Genomic DNA, 20,053 nt, shown 5'->3' with positions numbered 1-20,053 from the left:
GACCCCGTTTACGTCGTATGGTTCCGGGGGTGACCGTACGAATCGAACGCAGGGGCCCGGTGTTCACCGTGGTCCTGGACCGGCCGCAGGCCCGCAATGCGGTCGACGGGGACACGGCGCGGGCACTGGCCGACGCGTTCCGCGAGTTCGATGCCGACCCGGCCGCCGCGGTCGCGGTGCTGTGGGGCACGAACGGCACCTTCTGCGCCGGCGCCGACCTGAAAGCCCTTGGCACCGAACGCTCCAACACGCTCGCCGAGGACGGCGACGGCCCGATGGGGCCGACCCGGATGCGGCTGTCGAAGCCGGTGATCGCCGCGGTCGCCGGGTACGCGGTGGCGGGCGGGCTGGAGCTGGCGCTGTGGTGCGATCTGCGAGTCGCCGAGCAGGACAGCACCTTCGGGGTGTTCTGCCGGCGCTGGGGCGTGCCGCTCATCGACGGCGGCACCGTGCGGCTGCCGCGGATCGTCGGCGCCGGGCGGGCCATGGACATGATCCTCACCGGCCGCGCCGTCGGGGCGGCCGAGGCCCTGCAGATCGGCCTGGTGAACCGGATCGTGCCGCCGGGCGAATCCCGCCGTGTCGCAGAGGAACTCGCGGCCGAACTGGCCGCCCTCCCACAAACCTGCCTGCGCTCGGACCGCATGTCCGCCCTTGAGCAGGAGGGCCTGGACACCGAGTCCGCGCTCCGCAACGAATACCGCCACGGCCTGACCGCCCTGGCCGACACCGACGGCGCACTAGCCGGTGCCCGACGCTTCGCCTCAGGCGCCGGCCGCCACGGCACCCCGGCTTGACCACCGTGTTCGTCGGCCCGACAGCCGCATTCGTCGGCCCGACCGCCACGCTCGTCGGCCTGACCGCCGCATTCGGCGGCTCGACCGCCGTGTTCGTCGATTCAACCCCCGTATTCGTCGGCAGTGGTGAGGTGCGGATATGAGGCGGTTGAGTGTGGTGGATGAGATCTTTTTGCGGTCGCATCGGGGGATGGGGACGCCGGTTGTGTTGCAGGGGCTGTGGCGTACTGCGGATCGGGTGGAGCGGAAGGTGTTGGCGGACATTCATTCCGCGCTGCGGACCGGGCCGCTGGGGCGGCGGGTGGTGCGGCCGCGGGTGCCGGGGGCGCGGCCGTCCTGGCGGCCGAATAGCAGCGCGCATCAGTTGCGGGTCGCGGAGCGGCCGCTGCCGGTTGGCGAGCTGCTGACGTGGGCCGATGCGCAGGGGTTCGACCTGGATCCGGAGTTCGGCCCCGGCTGGCGGCTGTCGGCGACCGCGCTGGCGGACGGCGGATCGGTGGTGTCGCTGACCTGTTCGCACGCCCTCGCCGACGGGCACGGCCTGGCGATCGCGGTGGACCGGGCGCTGACCGGCAGCACCTGGGCCGAACACCCGGTCGCACAGTCGGATTGGGCCGATGCCCGGCGGCAGTGGGCGACCGTGCTGGGCGGCACCGCGCGAGCACTGCGGCACGGTATTCCCGAGCGCCCCACCACTCCCGCACCCCGGGAGACGTCGGCCGTCACGACTTGCGGTGCGGTACTGCAGATTCCGGCGGCCGACTGGGAGCTGACCGCCACCTCGCACGGCGGCACGGTCAACAGCCTGTTCGTCTACCTGGTCGCGACCATGCTGTGGGACAGCGGATTTCCCGCCGACACCATCGTCGCCAGCCTGCCGGTCGACACCCGAGACGACCTGCGGGTGGACAACGACATGGCGATGACCGAGGTCGCGGTCACCCGCTCGGATACCCCCGCGACACTGCGCGAGAAGTGCCGCGCCGCCTACGAATCCCGAATGACCAGCCCCGGCGGCCTGCCCGAGGAACTGCTCCAGGTCCTTCCGGACCGCCTGGCGCACGCCCTGTCTCGCGGCGCGGGCGAGCGAGATGTGCTGTGCTCCAATATCGGCGCCCTACCGGCCTCGCTGTCGCGACTGGGCTCCCACCGCTGCACCGGCGTCACCGCGCGAGCCATCCATCCCGGCCTGCGACGCCTCCCCCGCACCCGCCTCTCCGCCTACCTGTCACGCACGGCATCCACCTACAGCCTGGCACTGATCGGCCTGGACCCGGACCACATCGAATCGGCCACGGCACTAAGGGATCTCGCGTTCGCGGCGCTGGCACGGGTGGAGGTGACGGCCACGGCGTGGTGATCGGCTAGGGCTCGCCCGCCTGGCGGCGCCGCTCCTGCTCCGCCTGCCGGGCCTCCTCCTGCCGCCGGGCCTCGCGGCGCTGCGACTCCGCGCGCTCGCGCAGTCGCTGCAGGAATTCCTCGTCGTCCTCGGGGTTCTGGGCGACGTGGCGGCCGGGGCGGTCGTACTCCGGATACCGGGTGGTCGAGGTGGGGCGGGAGCGGTAGTTCACCGGGCGGCCGATCAGCAACCACAGCAGTGCGCCGATGGTCGGCAGGATGATCACGATGATCAGCCACAGCGCCTTGGGGAGCTGCCGGATCTCCGACTCGGGACTCATGATCACGTCGATCAGGCAGAACACCCACAGACACAGGGTGACCAGACCTAGCGCGGCATACGGCATCCGCTACTTCCTCCCACCGGGGCTCCCCGACCGTCGACTACGGCGGCAATTATTCAGCAAATGCCCTGTTCGGGGCAAACGCGAAAATCGTAGACGAGGATCGGGCCCCGCACACCCCTGATGCCGGACGGTGGGCGGTCAGGAAGCGGGGGCGACGCGGGCGATCACGTGTGCGGGGGCCTGCTCGGTGATCGAGTCGGGGGCCGTGATCGGGGTGCCGAAGAACTGGTGCACGGGCAGGACTCCGGCCCAGCTCGGGCTGCTCAGGTCGTCCTGCTCGTCGCCGGGCGCGCCGGTGCGGGACTTCACCGAGGCCTCGGTGAGATCGAGCGACAGCACCACGGTGGCGGCCAGCTCCTTCTTGTTCGGTCCGCGGACGTAATCCCAGGTGCCGGGGGCATTGTGCTCCACGATGGCGCGCAGGGCCCGCAGCCGCTCCCGCTCGTCGGTGACCTCGACCGGACGGCCGTGGATCACCGCCGACCGGTAGTTCATCGAGAAGTGGAAAACCGAGCGGGCGTAGACGATGCCGTCGACCAGGGTCACCGACACCGAGACGTCGCCGGTGAGCGCCGCCCGCAGATTGCCGGAGCCGGTGGAGCCGTGCAGGTAGAGGGTGTCGCCGAGGCGGCCGTACGCGGTGGGCAGCACCACCGGCGCGCCGTGCATCAGCACGCCGACATGGCAGATCAGACCGGCATCCAGCACCGCGTCCAGTGCGGCACGGTCGGAGGCGGCGCGCTCGCGAAGGCGAGTGAGGGTGCTGCGCGGCGTCGGCGAGAGCGGGGCACGAGTGGACACTGTCTCGGTCATATCACCAGCCTCTATCCTGGATTGGCACTATGGAATGGCCAATTAACGGCAAAATTGAGAGACCACTTTTGGGATCAGCGTGGACGACCTGACACTGCTCATCGACCGATCGGCGACCGCACCGCTCGCCGTCCAGATCGCCACCGGCCTGCGCACCGCCGCCACCGCCGGGCGGCTGCGCGGCGGCGACCGGCTGCCGTCCTCGCGCGCCCTGGCCGCCCGCCTCGGCGTGAGCCGCACAGTCGTCACCGCCGCCTACGACCAGTTGCACGCCGAGGGCTGGCTCACCGGGCGGCACGGCTCCGGCACCTACCTCACCGCCGCACCCGCGCCGACGCCCGGGACCCCCGCCGCGGCCGCCGACCCGGACCCGCAACGCGACCTGCTCGACCTGGAGCCCGGCGCGCCCTGCACCGAGGCGATCGATCGCGCCGCGTGGCGCCGGGCCTGGCGCGCCGCGAGCGATCGAATTCCCCTGGCGCGCAAGGACAGGCGCGGCGACCCGGACTACCGCACCGCGGTGGCCGAACACCTGCTGCGCCATCGCGGGCTGGGTGCGGGCAGCGACACCGTGGTGCTGGCGACCGCCGGGGCCAGCGCGGCCGTCGGCGAACTCGCCTCGGCGCTGCTGCGCCCCGGCGACGCCGTGGCCGTGGAGGAACCCGGATATCAGCGCGCGGTGGGCGCGTTCCGGGCGGCCGGGATGCGGGTGCTGCCGGTGCCGGTGGACGGGGACGGCCTGCGCGTGGATCTGCTCCCGCCGCATGTGCGGGCGGTGTATTGCACTCCGGCACACCAGTTTCCGCTCGGCAGCCGGATGCCCGCCGCGCGCCGCGTCGCCCTCGTCGAATTCGCCCGCCGCACGGGCGCTGTCGTCATCGAGGACGACTACGACGGCGAATTGCGGTACGACACAGCGCCACTGCCGCTGCTGGCGACGCTCGCCCCGGATGTGGTGGTGCACCTGGGCACCACGTCGAAGATCCTCACCCCGACGCTCGGCATCGGCTGGCTGGTCGGCTCCCCGGAGATCGCGAAAGCCGTGCTGGCGCACCGGGAGTCGACCGGGACCGACCCGTCCGCGGCGGCGCAGCGGGTGGTGGTCGAGCTGGCCCGGCACGGCGATCTGGCCCGGCACCTGCGGCGGCTGCGGCGCGAGATGCCGCCGCGCCGCGCGCTGGTCGTCGCCGAGCTGCGCGGGCACGGGCTGGCCGTCATCGGCGACGACGCGGGCTCGCACCTGCTGGTGCCGCTGCCGTCGGCGGCGGCCGAGGCGCGGGTGATCGCCGCGGCCCGCCGCCGGGGTGTGCTGCTGGACGGCCTGGGCCGCCACCACTCCGGTGCGCGGCACACCTTCGGTATCCCGCTGGGCTACGCCGCGCTACCGCACGCCGAACTGGCGACGGCGGTACGGATCACCGCGGACTGTCTCGCCGGCGGTTAGCCGTCACAGATGGCTGTGGTAGGCCAGCCGCATCCGGTCGCGCCGCACGTCCAGGACGTAGTCCAGCGTGTCGAGCACGGCGTCCATCGCGGGCCGGAAGTCGTCGCGCGGGGGCGCGACCCAGCGGATCCGGCCGCTCGGATCGTCCAGCGTGGACGGCAGCAGCACCGTGGCCCCGGGCGGGACCAGCTGGACATTGAACGCGTTCAGCTCCGCGGCGAGCACGATGTCGCCCCCGTACCCGTGCGGCCTGGTCAGCAGGGTCCATCGATCGGTGTCGTGCCCGATCACCGGGCCCGCCGCGCCCGCCGCGGTCAGCCGCTCGTGGACCTGCTCCCCCAGCGACATGGGCAGCGTGACCGCCCCGATATCCCCCGCCTGCAGCACGATCCGCCCGGAGTTCGCGTCCGCGCGGCAGGGCAGCCCGCAGACGCTGCGGTAGAAGCGTGCTCGTTCGACGATGTCCCCGACCCGTTGTCGCCTTCGTGAAGTCTTCATTTTGAATACCTCCCCTTCGAGAGATACTGTAGCCGCGCGGGGGAAGTTCGCGGGGGACAAGGAATTTCGGGGCTTGTACTGATCTCTCCCCGCGGATTCGGAATACGGACGTATCGGACCGCGCCGGGCGGCCGCTCCCGCCTCGTCGCGAGCTCCGAATTTTCTGTCCGGAACCGGTCGGCAAACCTCGGTGGGCGGGCCACCGCTGCGCCGTAGCATGGACCCCATGACCGAACAGGACGTTCTCGGGCGGATCAAGGAACTGGTCGGGCAGGAGCACGCGCTGCGGGCCAAGGCGGCGAGCGGAGAGCTGGATCCGGAGACCGAACGGGCCCGGCTGGCCGATCTCGAGGTGATGCTGGATCAGTGCTGGGATCTGCTGCGGCAGCGCCGGGCACGCATCGATCAGGGCTCCGATCCCGATGAGGCGCAGGCGAACTCGCCGAAACAGGTCGAGGGATACCTGCAGTAGCGTGCCGACGATCGACGTCGCGACCGCGGACGGTGTCCTGCGCGGTCGCCGGGGCCGCCGCGTCGCGCGCTGGCGGTCGGTTCCCTACGCGGCTCCCCCGGTCGGGGAGCTGCGGCTGCGGGCGCCGCAGCCGGTGTCGCCCTGGTCCGGGGTGCGCGACGCCACCGGCTTCGGCTTCGCGGCCGTGCAGCACCGGGAGGGGGCGCGGATCGGGGTGCGGACCCTGCAGCCCACCGGGGAGGACTGCCTGACGCTGAATGTCACCGCCCCGGTCGAGCCGTCGTCGGCGCCGCGGCCGGTGCTGGTGTTCGTGCACGGCGGCGGGTATGTCATCGGCACCTCCGCGGTCGAGCTGTATTCGGGGGCGCGGCTGGCGGTGCGCGGCGACGTCGTCGTGGTCTCGATCAACTACCGGCTGGGCGCGTTCGGCTACGTCGATTTCAGCGAATTCTCCACCACCGGAAGGTCTTTCGACAGCAATCTCGGGCTGCGGGACCAGGTGGCCGCCCTGACCTGGGTACGAGGCAATATCGCGGCGTTCGGCGGCGATCCGGACAATGTCACCGTCTTCGGCGAATCCGCGGGCGCGAATGCGGTGCTGAGCCTGTTCGCCACGCCCGCGGCCGCGGGGCTGTTCCGGCGCGGGATCGCGCAGAGCGCCCCGGCGGACTGGGCGCTGAGCCCGGACCAGGCCCGGATCTTCGCGCGGCTCTGTATCGAAAACCTCGGTGCCACAACGGGAGACGCGGCGCGGGCGCTGACCGTCGCGAGCGCGAACGATCTGCGCCGGGCGGTGGGTCGAGCCATCGACCGCGTGCTGCGGCGGCAGCCGGGCAGCTTTCCCATCGCGCCGGTCGTCGACGGCGAGTTCCTGCCCCGCGCGCCGATCGAGGCGTTCGCCGACGGGACCGCGCAGCGGCTGCCGCTGATCATCGGCACCAATCGCAGCGAGGGGACGCTGTTCGCGCGGTTCGACCCGACGGTGCCGACCACGGCGGAGCAACTGCGCCTCGCGCTGTCGCGATCCGGTGACGACACCCTCGAAAAGCGGGTGGCGGCAACGTATCCCGGCTATCCGGCGCGGCGGGCCGCGACGCGGATGGGCGGGGACTTCGTGTTCTGGCGGCCCACGGTCGCGGTGGCCCAGGCGCACTCCCGGCACGCGCCGACCTATGCCTACCGCTACGACTTCGCGCCGCGCGCGCTGCGGCTGAGCGGTTTCGGCGCCACCCACGCGCTCGAGCTGGTCCCGGTGTTCGGCTGGGTCGACACCCCGGTCGGGCGCGCGATGGCGACGGCGGGCGGGTATCGCGGATTCCTCGCCGTGCAGCGCGAATTCCAGGACAACTGGCTGGCATTCGCGCGCACCGGGCGGCCGCTGCCGACCTGGCCGGAGTATTCCGAGCGGCGGCGCGGCACCCGGATCATCGACTACCCGGCCCGGGTGGAGGTGGATCCAGATCGGGCGAAAAGGGTTGCGTGGGAAGGGGTTCGGGTTCCGGCGCTGACCTGATCGGCTACTTGAGCAGGCGGGACATCCGCCGGTCGGCGAGGATTTTGCCGCCGGTCTGGCAGGTGGGGCAGTACTGGAAGGACTTGTCGGCGTAGGCGACCTCGCGCACGGTGTCGCCGCAGACCGGGCAGGGCAGGCCGGTGCGGGCGTGCACCCGCAGGCCGGATCGCTTCTCGCCCTTGAGCCGGGCCGCGTCCTGACCGACCGATCGGGTGACCGCGTCGGTGAGCACCGACCGCATCGCGGCGTACAGCTGTGCCACCGTGTCGGCGGCGAGCGCGCTCGCGGTGGCGAACGGGGACAGCTTGGCGGTGTGCAGGATCTCGTCGGAGTAGGCGTTGCCGATCCCGGCGAGCAGGGCCTGGTCGGTGAGCGCGGTCTTGAGCCGCTGCGAGGTGCCGCGCAACACCTCGGCGAACCGTTCCTCGGTGATCTCCAGGGCGTCGGGCCCGAGCCGCGCGATGCCCGGGACGGTGTTCGGGTCCTCGACGATCCACACCGCGAGCCGCTTCTTGGTCCCGGCCTCGGTGAGGTCGAAGGCCGGGGTCGCGCCCTGCGGGGTGAAGAAGTGCACCCGCAGCGCCAGCGGCCCCTTCCCCGGTTTCGGCGGCGTGGCGGCGGGCTCGTCCAGCCAGCGCAGCCAGCCCCCGCGGGACAGATGGGTGATCAGCCACAGCCCGTCGCAATTCATTCCCAGATGCTTGCCCCAGTGCCCGGCCCCCGTGACATCACGACCGGACAGCGCGGTCACCGGCGGATCGAATGTCTTCAGCACGCTCAGCGCCGCGACATCCACCCGCCCGACAACCGCGCCCACCGCATGCTCGGCGAGGAACCGCTCGAGCGCAACGATCTCCGGGAGCTCGGGCACAGTCGCAGCCTACCGGCCGACACCGACAACCAGCGGAGATCGTCGGCGCCCTCAGATATGACGCATCAAATAAATGTCCATGATCCAGCCCTTCCGCTCCCGAAGTTCGGTGCGCTGCCGGACGATCCGATCTCGCACCTCGTGCAGCGGCCCCTCGATGAGGGTTTCGTCCGCAAGCCCGAGATAGGCCGCCCACCAGATGTGCACATCCGGATCGGAGACGGTGGTGAAGGAACATTCGCCGTCCAGCATGACCAGCGTCGAACAGCCGGACCCCAGGCCCTCCTCCCGCAGGCGGCGGCCGGTGGTGATGTGCACGGGTTCCCCGATGTCGTGCAGCACGATACGATGCCGCGCGGCAAGGGCCTGGGCGCTGGTGATCCCGGGAATCACCTCGAGCTCGAAGGACCGCCCACCCGCACGAACCCGCTCCACCATGCGCAATGTGCTGTCGTACAGCGACGGATCCCCCCACACCAGAATCGCCCCCACCCCGTCGACCCGATCGAACGCCTCGGCCAGCAACCCGGCCCGCCGCTCATGCCAGTCCTCCACCACCCCCCGATAATCCGCACCGGACACCTCCCGCTCCCGAGGCGGATCGGCAACCTCCACCACCCGGTACGGATGATCCACATGCGCCGCGAGAATGGCCCCCCGCACATCCACCAGCTCCCGCTTCGCCTCCCCCTTCCCGATCACGAAGAACACATCCACCCCCCGCAGCGCCCTGACCGCCTGCACGGTCACCTGCTCGGGATCCCCGGCCCCGATTCCGATCACGAAGAGCTTCCGCACGACACGTAAGCTTGCCAGTCATGGTGATCGATACCCAGTACGAGGACCTGCTGCGGCGCGTGCTGAAGGATGGGACGCCGAAATCGGATCGGACCGGGACCGGGACGCGGAGTCTGTTCGGGTATCAGTTGCGGTACGACCTGGCGGCGGGGTTTCCGTTGGTCACCACGAAGAAGGTGCATCTGAAGTCGATCGTGTACGAGTTGCTGTGGTTCCTGCGGGGGGACTCGAACGTGCAGTGGCTGCACGAGCACGGGGTCACCATCTGGGACGAATGGGCCGACCACAACGGGGAACTCGGGCCGGTGTACGGCGTGCAGTGGCGGTCGTGGCCGACGCCGGACGGCACCCACATCGACCAGATCGCGCAGGTGCTGCACACGCTGCGCAACAATCCGGACTCGCGGCGCATGCTGGTGTCCGCCTGGAACGTGGCCGATCTGGACCGGATGGCGCTCGCGCCGTGCCACGCGCTGTTCCAGTTCTATGTGGCCGACGGGAAGCTGTCGTGCCAGCTGTACCAGCGCAGCGCGGACCTGTTTCTCGGGGTGCCGTTCAATATCGCCAGCTACGCGCTGCTCACCCACATGGTCGCGCAGCAGACCGAACTGGCTCCGGGCGAATTCATCTGGACCGGCGGCGACTGCCACATCTACGACAATCACGTGCAGCAGGTGCGCGAGCAGCTGACCCGCGAGCCGTATCCGTTCCCGCAATTGCGCCTGCATCCCGCGCCGACGCTGTTCGACTACTCCTACGAGCATGTCGAGATCGTGGGCTATCAGCATCATCCGGCCATCAAGGCCCCGGTCGCGGTGTAGCGATGCGGGTCGGACTGATCTGGGCGCAGACCCCGGCGGGAGTCATCGGCGCCGACAACGCGATTCCGTGGCGGGTGCCCGAGGACATGGCGCACTTCAAGAGCGTCACCGTGGGGCATCCGGTGGTGATGGGCAGGCGCACCTGGGATTCCCTGCCGCCGCGATTCCGCCCGCTGGCCGAGCGGCGCAATATCGTCGTCACCCGGCAACCGGACTGGGCCGCCGACGGCGCCGAACGCGCCGGATCGCTCGACGAGGCGCTCGCGCTCGCGGCCGCCGACCTGGTGTGGGTGATGGGCGGCGGCGAAATCTACCGGGCCGCAATGGATCACGCGACCGAACTGATGGTCACCGAGGTGGACGCCGAGGTGCCGGGCGATGCCTGGGCGCCGGAGATCGGGCCGCGGTGGCGCATCGACTCCGAGACCCCGTGGCAGCTGTCGTCGAGCGGGCTGCGCTACCGCTGGCTGCGCTACCTGCGCTGATCCGGAACGGCCGCACCGGCGAAACACCCGGTGGGCGCGGGTACCTCGGCAAAACACCCGATCTCGCGGTGTTCCTCCGGCATACTCACGACTATCCGCCCGCGCTCACAGTCCGCCTCGGCCGAGACGGTGAAAGGGTTGTCCATGGACAAGAAATCGCTCACCGCGGTGGCCCGCCAACAACTCAGAATGGCGGCATCCGCCAGCAGCGGTCGCAGTTCGCAGACCATCTACGGCGGTCACACGCACAGCCTGCGGCAGACGGTGATCGCGCTGACCGCCGGTCAGAGCCTCGCCGAGCACGAGAATCCGGGCGAGGCCACGCTGCAGGTGCTCACCGGCACGCTGGTGCTGCTCGCCGGCGCACACGAATGGAAGGGCTCCCCGGGTGACCTGCTGGTGATCCCGGCCGCCCGGCACAGCGTGAAGGCCATCGACGACGTGGCGTTCCTGCTGACGGTCGCGAAGTAGGGGAAGTCGGACTCGCCCCGTACCCTGTTGATCATGGGTGAGTCGCAGCCGATCCTCGATCCGCTCAGCCGGGCCGCGATGTTCCTCGTCGTCACCATCGACGACGGCGGCGAGCCCGTGGCCCGCGATCTGCTCGCCGACCTGCCCGGCCTGCGCCGCTCGGTGGGTTTCCGGGTGCCCGGCGCCGACCTGCACTGCATCGTGGGCATCGGTTCCGCCGCCTGGGACCGCCTGTTCGCCGGGCCGAAACCGGCTGAGCTGCACGATTTCCCGGGCTACGCGGGCGAGCGCCACCGAGCCCCCGCCACGCCGGGCGACCTGCTGTTCCACCTCAAGGCCGACGCCCAGGACGCCTGCTTCGAGCTGGCCATGACGATCGCCGACCGGCTGCGGGGCGCGGCCACCATCGTCGACGAGACGGTCGGCTTCCGCTATTTCGAGCAGCGCGATCTGCTCGGCTTCGTCGACGGCACCGAGAATCCGGAGGGTCGGCTCGCGGCAAGCGCGGCGCTGGTCGGCGCCGAGGATCCCGAATTCGCCGGTGGCAGTTACGTGGTCGTGCAGAAGTACCTGCACGACCTGGACGCCTGGAACGCGCTGCCGACGCGGGAGCAGGAGCGCGTCATCGGCCGCACCAAGCTCGACGACTTCGAGCTGTCCGACGCCGACAAGCCCGCGAACTCGCACGTCGCGGTGAACACCCTGGTCGATCCCGACGGCACCGAGCGGCAGATCCTGCGGGCCAACATGCCGTTCGGCAGCGTCCGCGACGGCGAATTCGGCACGTACTACGTCGCTTACGCGGCCACGCCGAGCGTCACCGAGCGGATGCTCACGCGCATGTTCCTCGGCAGCGAGGAGGCCGCCTACGACCGCATCCTCGACTTCTCCACGGCCGTCACCGGCACCCTGTTCTTCGCCCCGACCGTGGATTTTCTCGACGAACTCCCGGACCCGCCCGGCGGCGACACCGCGGCGGACGACCCGGACCCGCCCACGGGCGAGGGTTCCCTCGGTATCGGCACGTTGAAAAGGAGCACGCCATGAACAACCTGCACCGCGAACTCGCGCCGATCACCTCCGAGGCATGGTCGGCGATCGAGGAGGAGGCGACCCGGACGTTCAAGCGGCACATCGCCGGTCGCCGCGTGGTCGACGTGTCCGGTCCGCACGGCACCGACTATTCGGCGGTCGGCCTGGGCCGCACCACCCCCATCGCCGCGCCCGACGCGGGCGTGCTGGCCCGGCAGCGGCAGGTGGCGCCGCTGGTCGAGCTGCGGGTGCCGTTCACGCTCTCGCGCGAGGAGCTGGACAATGTCGAGCGCGGCGCGCAGGACACCGATCTGGACCCGGTGAAGGACGCCGCCCGCAAGATCGCCTACGCCGAGGACCGGGCCATCTTCGAGGGCTATCCGGCCGCGCAGATCACCGGCATCCGGGCCGCCGCGTCCAATCGGCCCATCGCCCAGCCCGGCGATCCGCGGCTCGCGCCGGAGGCCGTCGCGCAGGCGCTGAGCGAGCTGCGGCTGGCCGGTGTGGACGGGCCGTATTCGGTACTGCTCAGCGCCGACCTGTACACCCAGGTCAGCGAGACCTCCGACCACGGGCACCCGATCCGCACCCACATCGAGCGGCTGATTCCGGAGGGCCAGATCATCTGGGCGCCCGCGATCGACGGCGCGTTCGTCCTGACCACGCGCGGCGGCGATTTCGATCTGCAACTGGGCCAGGACCTGTCCATCGGCTATCTGTCCCACGACGCGGACACGGTGCAGCTGTACTTCCAGGAGAGCCTGACCTTCCTGGTGTACACCGCCGAGGCCGCGGTCGCGATGGGTGCCTGAGCCGCCATCCCGGCGGCATCGGGCGGGAGTCGGTACCGTGGGTGCGCGGTGCGCAGGAGGTATCGATGAATGTGGTGCGGGCGGGCGTGGTCCCCGGGCGACGGGCGCTGGTGTACGGCTCGCTGGGGGTGCTGACCACGGTGGTCGTGTGCGGCGTAATCGTCGGCGTGTTCGGGGTGAACCGGGTGTTCACCGGGCTGCTGGCCGGGGCGGCCGCCGGAATCGCCGTGCTGGTGGCGCTGTTCGGGCGGGATGTGGTGGTGCTGACCGACCAGGTCATCCACCGGCGCACGCCGTGGACGGCCTCCAGCCTCGACTGGGACCGCGTGGTGGCCGCCCGGTTCGCCCTCGACGAGCGGGCCCGCTGGTCGCTGGCGCTGGATGTGACCGGTGGCGACGAACCGCACGGCGAGCTGGTACTGCTGTCCATTCCGCCGGTGGTCCGCCCGATCGCCAACGCCTACGAGCATCGCAAGCGCGAACAGGTGATCGAGATCCGGAAGATGCTGCGCCACAAGAATATTCCCGTGACAATCCTGCCCGAGATCGCTTCCGCGCTGCACGTGCACTGGAAGCTGGCCCCACCCACCCGTTGATCGAGAACGGAAGGCACACCGCATGATTCACACCTCCGCCCTGGCCCATGTGCGCGATCGCCGCCTGTTGCAGGCCCGTTCGGCCGGGAAGGACATCTTCTACATGGCGGGCGGCAAGATCGACCCCGGCGAGACCCCGGTGCAGGCGCTGCACCGCGAGGTACGCGAGGAACTCGGCGTCGACGTGGTCGCCCACCGCGAACTCGGCGTCTTCCACTGCGAGGCGGTCGGCCAGCCCCCGGCACCCGCCTACACATGACCTGCTTCACCGCCGACCTCACCGGCGACCCCCAGCCAACCAGCGAGGTAGCCGAACTCCGGTACTTCACGGTGAGCGAGTACGCGGCAATGGAACGCGTGGCGCCCGGGTCGATGTTGGTGTTCCAGCGGCTGCACGAGCTGGATCTGATCGACTGGTAGCCCGGTTCCCCCGGTCCCGGCTGAGCCCACCCCCGATCACGGAAGCCGGGAAACGTTCTCGGCGGATGACGGGATCCGCAGGGACGCGAGTAATCCGAGGGCCAGGAAGACGGCCGCGCCGAGCATGGTGAGGCGGGTGGCGTCGGTGAAGGCGCGAGACAGCGTGTCGACCACCGGGCCGGTGATGTGGTGGGCGCGCAGGGTGGTGATCGCGCCACCGGCGGAATCGCGGGTGGCGGTGGTGGCCGCGTCGACGGCGTGCGGGGGGATGCCGGGCAGCGCGGATAGGCGGCGCGGCAGGAGGTGGCCGAGGGAGATCGAGAGGATGCCGCCCAATACGGCCGCGCCGAGCGCCGAACCGACCTGTCGGAGGGTGGATTGCGTGGCCGAGCCCTGCCCCGACGCGGCGACGGGCACCCCGGCCAGCACGGTGCCGGTCAGCTGCGCCGAGGCCAGGCCCAGGCCGACGCCGTAGCAGGCGAGCAGACCGCCCAGCAGCCACGGCGAGATGTGGGCGGTCACGACGAGCGCGGTCACCGCGACCGCCACCGCCTCGATCGCCAGGCCGACCCGCACGATGCGCACCGGCCCGAGCGCACGGGCCAGCCCCTCGGTCGCCCCGCCCGCCACGAACGCGCCCAGCGCCATCGCCGCGAGCACGAAACCGCTTCGCAGCGGCGACAATCCGAGCACATTCACCAGAAACAGCGGCAGCGCGAACAACAGTCCGAACTCGCCCAGCGCGACGACGAACGCGGCCGCGTTGCCCCACCGGAACCCCGGCCGCCGGAACAGCGAAAGATCCAGCAGCGCAGATCGTTTCACCAGCGCCCGATGCCGCTCCCACAGCACGAACAACGCCAGCAGCGCGAGCCCGACCACCAGCAGCACCGGAATCGGCGAACTCGACGCCCGCCGCGACCAGGTCACCCCGAGCAGGTGGAAGTCCCGCAGCGGCCGCCACCAGCCGTAGGTCTGCCCCTCGATCAGCGCGAACACCACCAGCCCGAAACCCGCCGCGCTGAGCAGGAATCCGTCCACATCGAGCCCCGGGGCGTGGCCGTCCATCCGGGTCTCCGGCACCACGGCCGCGATACCGGCCAGCACCACCAGCCCGATCGGCAGGTTCACCAGGAAGATCCACGGCCAGGTGTAGTCGGTGGTGAGCCAGCCGCCGAGCAGCGGGCCGACGGCCGCCGCCCCCGACATCACCGAACCCCACACCGCGAAGGCGATCACCCGATCGCGGTCGCGGAAGGTGGCGTTCACCGTGGACAGCGTGCCCGGCAGCACGCACGCGCCGCCGACGCCCTGCACGATGCGGCCCCAGATCAGCGCGCCGGGATCCTGCGCGGCGGCGGCGAGCAGGCTGCCCGCCACGAACACCACCACCCCGAGCGCGAAGATCCGCCGCCGCCCCAGCCGGTCGCCGAGCCGCCCGGCGGTGATCAGCAGCGCGGCGAACACGACCGAGTAGACGCTGTTGACCCACTGCGCCTGGGTGAAATCGAGCCCCAGGTCGGCAATGATCACCGGCAGCGAGACCCCGACGACGGTGCCGTCCAGCACCACCATCGCCAGGCCGAGGGCGAGCACCGCGAGGGCGAACCAGCGCCTGCGCCCCTGCCGGGCCGGGTCGAACTCCACGTCCGTCATCGTCGCTCCCGCCGATAGTGGGAATGTCCGTCGAATCCGTGCCGCTCGAGTACCACCGCGCTGGACTCAGTGTACGGGTGGCCGGGACGGCGTCAGGCGGTCCAGCAGCGCGTCGGCCGAGGCGCGGACCTCGTCCACGTCCCCCACCCAGCCGATCATGGGCAGAATGGCGTCCGGAATGAGGCGGCACGCGTACGCCGGGGCGATGCCCTCGTCCGAGCGCAGATTGATCACGCTCTCGACCAGGCGGAACGGGAGGATGCGGGCCTCGGTGCGGGGCCCGGCGGCGATCACCAGGGCGGCCAGGTGCTCGTAGTGGCCGCGGAGCTCGTCGCGGCGACGGCGAAACCCGGCGAAGCGCTCGGAGCGGACCTCCGGGAGGAAGTAGAGTGAGCCGAGATTCCAACGGGCCGAGCACAATTGGTGCACATCGAAGCGGGCCAGCGCGTACAGGCGGACGGCGGCCGGGTCGGGGACCTCGGCCAGCCGTACCGCCAATTCCAGTGCCCCGGTGACGGTTTCGTCGAGCAGGGCGTCGAGCAAATCGTCCTTGGACGCGAAATGGTGATACAGCGACGCCTGCCGGATGCCGACCGCGTCGGCGATACCGCGGGTGGAGGTGCTGGCATAGCCGCGGGTGGTGAACAGCTCCGCGGCGGCGTCGAGGATCTGACGCGGCCGACCGGGCCCTGGATGCGTCACCGCTTCATTTTCTCCCGTATCGGGCGCGGCGGGCCGTTTCAGCGGAGAGTGCGGAAGAACTCCCGAATGTCGCAGACCAGCAACTCCGGTTCCGCCAGCGCCGCGAAGTGACCACCCCGATCGACATCCACCCAGTGCGTAATCGTGTTGGCCGTCTCCGCGTACCGGCGGATGCCGACATCGTGCGCGAAAACGATGGCCCCCGTGGGCACTCCGGAATTCGGCAGCGGGCCCCACGCCCCGCCCTGGGCGTAGCCGACGTACGCGGCCGACCCGGCGGTGCCGGTGAGCCAGTACAGCAGGACATTGGTCAGCAGCCGGTCGCGGTCGATGATGGTGTCGGGCAGCGCGTTCCGCGGATGGGTCCACTCCCGGAACTTGTCGGTGATCCATGCCAGCTGACCGACCGGCGAGTCGGCGAGGCCGTAGGCGAGGGTCCGCGGGCGGGTGGACTGAATGGCGATGTAGCCGAACTCCTCTCGCATGAACGCGTCGATCCGCCGCACCTGATCGCGCTCGGCGTCGGTCAGCTCGGCCAGTTCGGGCTCCGGAATCGGCACGGGCGCAAGCGGTCCCGGCCCGCCGTTGACGTGCATGCCCAGCACCCGATCCGGTGCGACGCGGCCGACCTGGGGGCTCACCGCCGCGCCGATATCACCGCCCTGCACACCGTAGCGGTCGTAGCCGAGCCGCCGCATCAGCTCGTCCCAGGCGCGGGCGATGCGCTCGGTGGTCCAGCCGGAATCCGTTACCGGAGAGTTCAGTTCCCGCTCGGCCGCCCGCCGGTCGTAGCCGTCGCGCCAGTAGTCGACGAGGCCGCGCAGCCATGCGGTCGGCACCCCGGTGTCCCAATCGTCGCCCGGCAGCGGCGCGGGCCACCGCACCCGGGCGAGGCGGTCGCGCAGGTCGTCGAGCTGCTGCCGCGGGATCTCGATGCGGAAGGGAGTGATATGAAAACCACATGGTCCGGCGCGGAACTCGCCGACCGCCTCGGCGCGGGCGCGACGCTGCCGCCGCTGCTGCTGGACGACGACGAGGCCGTCGCCGTGGCCATGGGCCTGCGCACGGCGGCTTCCCATGTCGAGTCCAAGACCCTCCGGAACTGATCGATCACCTCCGCACACTGGCCCAGCGGGTCACCGACGCGATCGACTAGTGCAACAAAGTCGCGGGGTCGATGGTGAATTCGAACGGGGAATGGAGAGTCGCCGAATGGCCTGCGGAAATGCGGTGCGTCAGTTCGTATTCACCGTTGTCGCCGAGGACTTGGGCGAACAGCACCGGTAACGACTCGCCGGGAAGCCGGCTCTTGAACGGATTGATCTCGATGCGCCATAGTTGGCGATACCGGCCTCGGCGTAGAGATACGGCTTGGCCACGCGATCCTGCACGGTAGTCGAGGCCGAGACCACCTCGACGGCGAGAACGACCTGCTCGATCGGTACGCCCGGCCATCCATCGGGATCTCGCCGATACCCACGATCAAATCCGGGATGGGCTCGTCGTCACCGATGAGCACCCCGACGCCCGCGATCGAGAAATAGTCCGGCGGTAGAGCATCATCGATCGCGCGTTCGAGCCATTACCTGAGTCCGTTGTCGGGCAGATGGTCGAGGTCGGCAGCGGTCCATCGATCGGATGCCGGTTGCAGCGCCGAGGCTGCGTCGGGCGCGGGCATCGCCACGGAAACCACCACCCCTCCCCCTCCCAGGTGGAACGATTGTCTCGCCGGACTTCTCCCGCAGTGTAGCCGGGATCAGCGTGGTCTGACCTCCGCGAGTAGTTCGGGGCCGTGGTTGTTCACCCGCTTTTCGGCGAGGCGGGCAGCGAGTGCTGTGGCTGCGATGCCGAGGGCGAGGCCTGCGGGGAGGGCGCACCACTCGATCAGAGGGTTGTGCAGGTAGTGGCCGATTCCCAGGATGGCTACGGCGGGGAGGCTCACCAGCAGCTGGGTGACCGTGACCACCGCCTGCACCAGGAGTCGGGCGCAGCCGGGGTTGTTGTTGCCGCTGGCGAACGGGTTACCGCGTTGCGGCGGAAGCGGATACGCCGTGTACGCGGACAGGAGGATGGCCGCACTGGCGCCGACACCGAGCATGCCGGGCAGCAGCGACACCACCCACGGGTACAGGGCGGCGTGGCCCGTCGCGCCGGGCATGACGAGTGCCAGCAGCAAGGCCGGTGTCCCGACCACCACCGCCCAGGCCAGCATGCGGCCGCGGACGTCGACCCGGATCGCGCCGGGGATGAGCAGGGTGTGCCAGATCGCGGTGCCGTCGAAGCCGTACATATTGGCGCTGGCCATCACGGCGAGCGTCACCACGAACAGGGCCGCGAACGGCGCTGCGCCACCGGCCTTCTGGAGCGAGAGGAATACCGGCAGCAGGATGCCGATCAACAGCAGCGGCAGCAGGGCCGCCCGGCGGCGACTGTCGCGCCACCAGGTCCGCAACTCCTTGACCACCACCGCACCCAGCGCGGTCGCGGGGACCAGCCGTTCCAGCCGACCCGCGCCCTGGACGCGCACCGCTGCGCCACCGGCCGCCGGGACCGTCAGCCGACGGCGCAGCAGCACCGCCCAGGCCTGCCACAGCAGCACCGACAGCACGGCCAGGCCCGCCAGGGCGGCGATCGACCACCACCATTGCCCGCGCGCGGCGGCCTCGACCGCATACGGCACCCAGCCGGAGGGCACGATCCGCAGCGCGAGTTCCAATGGCCGCGAGGCGTGCTGTAGCCGCGGGGCCATATAGGTGATGAGCAGTTGCAGCGGGTAATACGACAGGCCGACCAGGGCGGCCAGCACGACGCCCAGATCGCGGCCGCGGCGCGAGCGCATGGCCGCGCCGAGCCAGGCCAGCAGCACCCGCGACAGCAGGATCACGAACGCCACCTGACCGACGGTGCCGACGATCGCGACAATCGTTGCGGCGACGCCTGATTGAGCCGCCAGCGCGATCACGCCGCCGAAGGCGATGAGATTGACCACCGCCGCCGGACCGGAGCAGGACACGGCCAGCAGCCCGATCGCCAGCTGCCGATGGCTCAGCGGCAGCAGCCGAAAGTGTTCGGGCTGCAGGGTTTCGTCGCTGCTGCCGGTCAGGATGGGGCCGAAAAGCCAGCCCATGGTCCACACCGCGTACAGCGTGGCGGCGACATTGATCGCCGATGGCAGGTCCCAGGCGTGCCCGGCGGCGGCCATGCCCGCCGCGGTCGCGACCGCGACCAGCACGCCGACCATCGTACCGAGCGCGAAGGCGACGGCCGCGCCCCCACCGCTCAACGCGCGCAGGGTGATTCGCCACCGCATGCGGATCAGGACGCCAACCACGACAGCCCCTCGTCTCCGCCGACGCGGCCGCCGACCAGCCGCACGAACGCCTCCTCGAGGGTGCCCTCGCCGCGCACCGCGCCGACCGTGCCCGCGGCCACGACCCGCCCGCGGTCGATGACGGCGAGGTTGTCGCACAGGTTCTCGACCAGGGCCATCACGTGACTGGACAGCACCACCGAGCCGCCGCCGCTCACGAAGCGCTGCAGGATGGTGCGAATCGTGCTCGCGGACACCGGATCCACGGCCTCGAACGGTTCGTCGAGCACCAGCAGCCGGGGCCCGTGCAGCAGCGCCGTGGCCAGGCCGATCTTCTTGCGCATGCCCGCCGAGTAGTCCACCACCAGGGTGTTCTCGGCGCCGGTGAGCTCCAGGACGCTGAGCAGCTCCTGGGTCCGCTCGGCCACGGTGGCGGGCGCCATGCCGCGCAACAGGCCGGTGTAGGTGAGCAGTTCGCGCCCGGTCAGCCGCTCGGGCAGCGCCAGCCCGTCCGGCAGCACACCCACGATGGCCTTGGCGCGCACCGGATCCGACCACACGTCGACCCCGAAGATGTGCGCCTGCCCCGCATCCGGCCGCAACAGCCCCACGGCCATCGACAGCGTGGTGGTCTTACCGGCCCCATTGGGCCCGACGAGCCCGAAGAACGACCCCGCGGGCACCTCCAGGCCCACCCCGTCGACCACCCACGGCCCACCGAACCTCTTGTACAACCCGCCCAGCCGCAATGCCACCGCATCCGCTTCCATCGAATCCCCTCCTCTGCCCGACCCGGA

22 protein-coding genes and 2 pseudogenes are annotated in these 20,053 nt (G+C 70.7%); 14 read left to right on the top strand and 10 right to left on the bottom strand.

What is annotated here, in order from left to right; all coding sequences use genetic code 11:
- The first annotated feature begins 29 nt into the window (after positions 1-29).
- The 3 genes from HPY32_RS24585 to HPY32_RS24575 are packed head-to-tail and all read left to right on the top strand — an operon-like array spanning position 30 to position 2,157.
- On the top strand, positions 30-797 hold the full coding sequence (locus HPY32_RS24585; protein ID WP_171983040.1) for a crotonase/enoyl-CoA hydratase family protein: 768 nt from the start codon (positions 30-32) through the stop codon (positions 795-797).
- Positions 794-940 (top strand): hypothetical protein, encoded by a 147-nt coding sequence (locus tag HPY32_RS24580; RefSeq protein ID WP_156674697.1) that lies wholly within the window; start codon positions 794-796, stop codon positions 938-940. Before HPY32_RS24585 ends, HPY32_RS24580 begins: the two co-directional genes overlap by 4 nt.
- 47 nt (positions 941-987) lie before the next feature.
- The gene (locus tag HPY32_RS24575; protein ID WP_231951866.1) at positions 988-2,157 is read left to right on the top strand and encodes a hypothetical protein; all 1,170 of its coding nucleotides are present in this window, start codon (positions 988-990) and stop codon (positions 2,155-2,157) included.
- Positions 2,158-2,161: 4 nt separating this feature from the next.
- On the opposite strand, the gene HPY32_RS24570 is transcribed toward HPY32_RS24575, so the two are convergent.
- Together HPY32_RS24570 and HPY32_RS24565 are read right to left on the bottom strand one after the other, a co-directional pair.
- Complete coding sequence (locus HPY32_RS24570) at positions 2,162-2,542, bottom strand: PLD nuclease N-terminal domain-containing protein (protein WP_067593889.1); 381 nt, start codon at positions 2,540-2,542, stop codon at positions 2,162-2,164.
- A 138-nt stretch (positions 2,543-2,680) separates the two neighbouring features.
- Positions 2,681-3,355 carry a pyridoxamine 5'-phosphate oxidase family protein gene (locus tag HPY32_RS24565; RefSeq protein ID WP_067593892.1) on the bottom strand — a complete coding sequence of 225 codons (675 nt, stop codon included), beginning with the start codon at positions 3,353-3,355 and terminating at the stop codon, positions 2,681-2,683.
- A gap of 79 nt (positions 3,356-3,434) precedes the next feature.
- Here HPY32_RS24565 and pdxR point away from each other — a divergent pair, with 79 nt between their 5' ends.
- Positions 3,435-4,799: a MocR-like pyridoxine biosynthesis transcription factor PdxR gene (gene pdxR / locus HPY32_RS24560; RefSeq protein WP_231951868.1), complete on the top strand. Its 1,365-nt coding sequence runs from the start codon at positions 3,435-3,437 to the stop codon at positions 4,797-4,799.
- A gap of 3 nt (positions 4,800-4,802) precedes the next feature.
- On the opposite strand, the gene HPY32_RS24555 is transcribed toward pdxR, so the two are convergent.
- On the bottom strand, positions 4,803-5,297 hold the full coding sequence (locus tag HPY32_RS24555) for a hypothetical protein (RefSeq protein WP_067593897.1): 495 nt from the start codon (positions 5,295-5,297) through the stop codon (positions 4,803-4,805).
- A gap of 226 nt (positions 5,298-5,523) precedes the next feature.
- Between HPY32_RS24555 and HPY32_RS24550 the strand changes: the two genes are divergently transcribed.
- Together HPY32_RS24550 and HPY32_RS24545 are read left to right on the top strand one after the other, a co-directional pair.
- The gene (locus tag HPY32_RS24550; RefSeq protein ID WP_067596211.1) at positions 5,524-5,769 is read left to right on the top strand and encodes a DUF2630 family protein; all 246 of its coding nucleotides are present in this window, start codon (positions 5,524-5,526) and stop codon (positions 5,767-5,769) included.
- On the top strand, positions 5,720-7,282 hold the full coding sequence (locus HPY32_RS24545; protein WP_082871735.1) for a carboxylesterase/lipase family protein: 1,563 nt from the start codon (positions 5,720-5,722) through the stop codon (positions 7,280-7,282). The genes HPY32_RS24550 and HPY32_RS24545 overlap by 50 nt, the downstream gene beginning before the upstream one ends.
- 4 nt (positions 7,283-7,286) lie before the next feature.
- Here HPY32_RS24545 and HPY32_RS24540 read toward each other — a convergent pair whose 3' ends face one another.
- Positions 7,287-8,153 carry an Fpg/Nei family DNA glycosylase gene (locus HPY32_RS24540; protein ID WP_067593903.1) on the bottom strand — a complete coding sequence of 289 codons (867 nt, stop codon included), beginning with the start codon at positions 8,151-8,153 and terminating at the stop codon, positions 7,287-7,289.
- 51 nt (positions 8,154-8,204) lie between these two features.
- On the bottom strand, positions 8,205-8,951 hold the full coding sequence (gene cobF, locus HPY32_RS24535) for a precorrin-6A synthase (deacetylating) (RefSeq protein WP_067593906.1): 747 nt from the start codon (positions 8,949-8,951) through the stop codon (positions 8,205-8,207).
- 20 nt (positions 8,952-8,971) lie between these two features.
- Here cobF and HPY32_RS24530 point away from each other — a divergent pair, with 20 nt between their 5' ends.
- The 7 genes and pseudogenes from HPY32_RS24530 to HPY32_RS24500 all read left to right on the top strand — a co-directional run bounded on the left by HPY32_RS24530 (position 8,972) and on the right by HPY32_RS24500 (position 13,588).
- The gene (locus HPY32_RS24530; RefSeq protein ID WP_067593908.1) at positions 8,972-9,772 is read left to right on the top strand and encodes a thymidylate synthase; all 801 of its coding nucleotides are present in this window, start codon (positions 8,972-8,974) and stop codon (positions 9,770-9,772) included.
- A gap of 2 nt (positions 9,773-9,774) precedes the next feature.
- Positions 9,775-10,257, top strand: a complete 483-nt coding sequence (locus HPY32_RS24525) for a dihydrofolate reductase (RefSeq protein ID WP_067593911.1) — start codon at positions 9,775-9,777, stop codon at positions 10,255-10,257.
- A gap of 144 nt (positions 10,258-10,401) precedes the next feature.
- On the top strand, positions 10,402-10,728 hold the full coding sequence (locus tag HPY32_RS24520; protein ID WP_067593914.1) for a cupin domain-containing protein: 327 nt from the start codon (positions 10,402-10,404) through the stop codon (positions 10,726-10,728).
- Between the two features lie 33 nt (positions 10,729-10,761).
- Entirely contained in the window at positions 10,762-11,775 is a 1,014-nt protein-coding gene (locus tag HPY32_RS24515) for a Dyp-type peroxidase (protein ID WP_067593917.1), read from the top strand.
- Complete coding sequence (locus tag HPY32_RS24510) at positions 11,772-12,572, top strand: family 1 encapsulin nanocompartment shell protein (RefSeq protein WP_067593920.1); 801 nt, start codon at positions 11,772-11,774, stop codon at positions 12,570-12,572. The genes HPY32_RS24515 and HPY32_RS24510 overlap by 4 nt, the downstream gene beginning before the upstream one ends.
- A 65-nt stretch (positions 12,573-12,637) precedes the next feature.
- On the top strand, positions 12,638-13,168 hold the full coding sequence (locus HPY32_RS24505; protein ID WP_067596212.1) for a hypothetical protein: 531 nt from the start codon (positions 12,638-12,640) through the stop codon (positions 13,166-13,168).
- A 22-nt stretch (positions 13,169-13,190) separates the two neighbouring features.
- Positions 13,191-13,588 (top strand): annotated as a pseudogene (locus HPY32_RS24500) (NUDIX hydrolase).
- A 36-nt stretch (positions 13,589-13,624) separates the two neighbouring features.
- Here HPY32_RS24500 and HPY32_RS24495 read toward each other — a convergent pair.
- The 3 genes from HPY32_RS24495 to HPY32_RS24485 all read right to left on the bottom strand — a co-directional run bounded on the left by HPY32_RS24495 (position 13,625) and on the right by HPY32_RS24485 (position 16,896).
- Complete coding sequence (locus HPY32_RS24495; protein WP_067593923.1) at positions 13,625-15,244, bottom strand: MFS transporter; 1,620 nt, start codon at positions 15,242-15,244, stop codon at positions 13,625-13,627.
- 66 nt (positions 15,245-15,310) lie between these two features.
- Entirely contained in the window at positions 15,311-15,946 is a 636-nt protein-coding gene (locus HPY32_RS24490; RefSeq protein ID WP_067593926.1) for a TetR/AcrR family transcriptional regulator, read from the bottom strand.
- Positions 15,947-15,984: 38 nt separating this feature from the next.
- The gene (locus HPY32_RS24485; protein ID WP_067596213.1) at positions 15,985-16,896 is read right to left on the bottom strand and encodes an epoxide hydrolase family protein; all 912 of its coding nucleotides are present in this window, start codon (positions 16,894-16,896) and stop codon (positions 15,985-15,987) included.
- A 36-nt stretch (positions 16,897-16,932) separates the two neighbouring features.
- Between HPY32_RS24485 and HPY32_RS46235 the strand changes: the two are divergent.
- Positions 16,933-17,046 (top strand): annotated as a pseudogene (locus HPY32_RS46235) (DNA-binding transcriptional regulator); the annotation flags it as partial.
- A gap of 656 nt (positions 17,047-17,702) precedes the next feature.
- Here the strand turns inward: HPY32_RS46235 and HPY32_RS24475 are convergent.
- Positions 17,703-19,277, bottom strand: a complete 1,575-nt coding sequence (locus HPY32_RS24475) for a hypothetical protein (RefSeq protein ID WP_067593930.1) — start codon at positions 19,275-19,277, stop codon at positions 17,703-17,705.
- Positions 19,262-20,026: an ABC transporter ATP-binding protein gene (locus HPY32_RS24470; RefSeq protein ID WP_067593933.1), complete on the bottom strand. Its 765-nt coding sequence runs from the start codon at positions 20,024-20,026 to the stop codon at positions 19,262-19,264. Before HPY32_RS24470 ends, HPY32_RS24475 begins: the two co-directional genes overlap by 16 nt.
- Positions 20,027-20,053 lie beyond the last annotated feature (27 nt).

The organism is Nocardia terpenica (genome assembly GCF_013186535.1).
GTDB classification, from domain to species: domain Bacteria; phylum Actinomycetota; class Actinomycetes; order Mycobacteriales; family Mycobacteriaceae; genus Nocardia; species Nocardia terpenica.
Note: the sequence above shows the minus strand (reverse complement) of the source record. Positions and strands in the feature narration are given on the sequence as shown.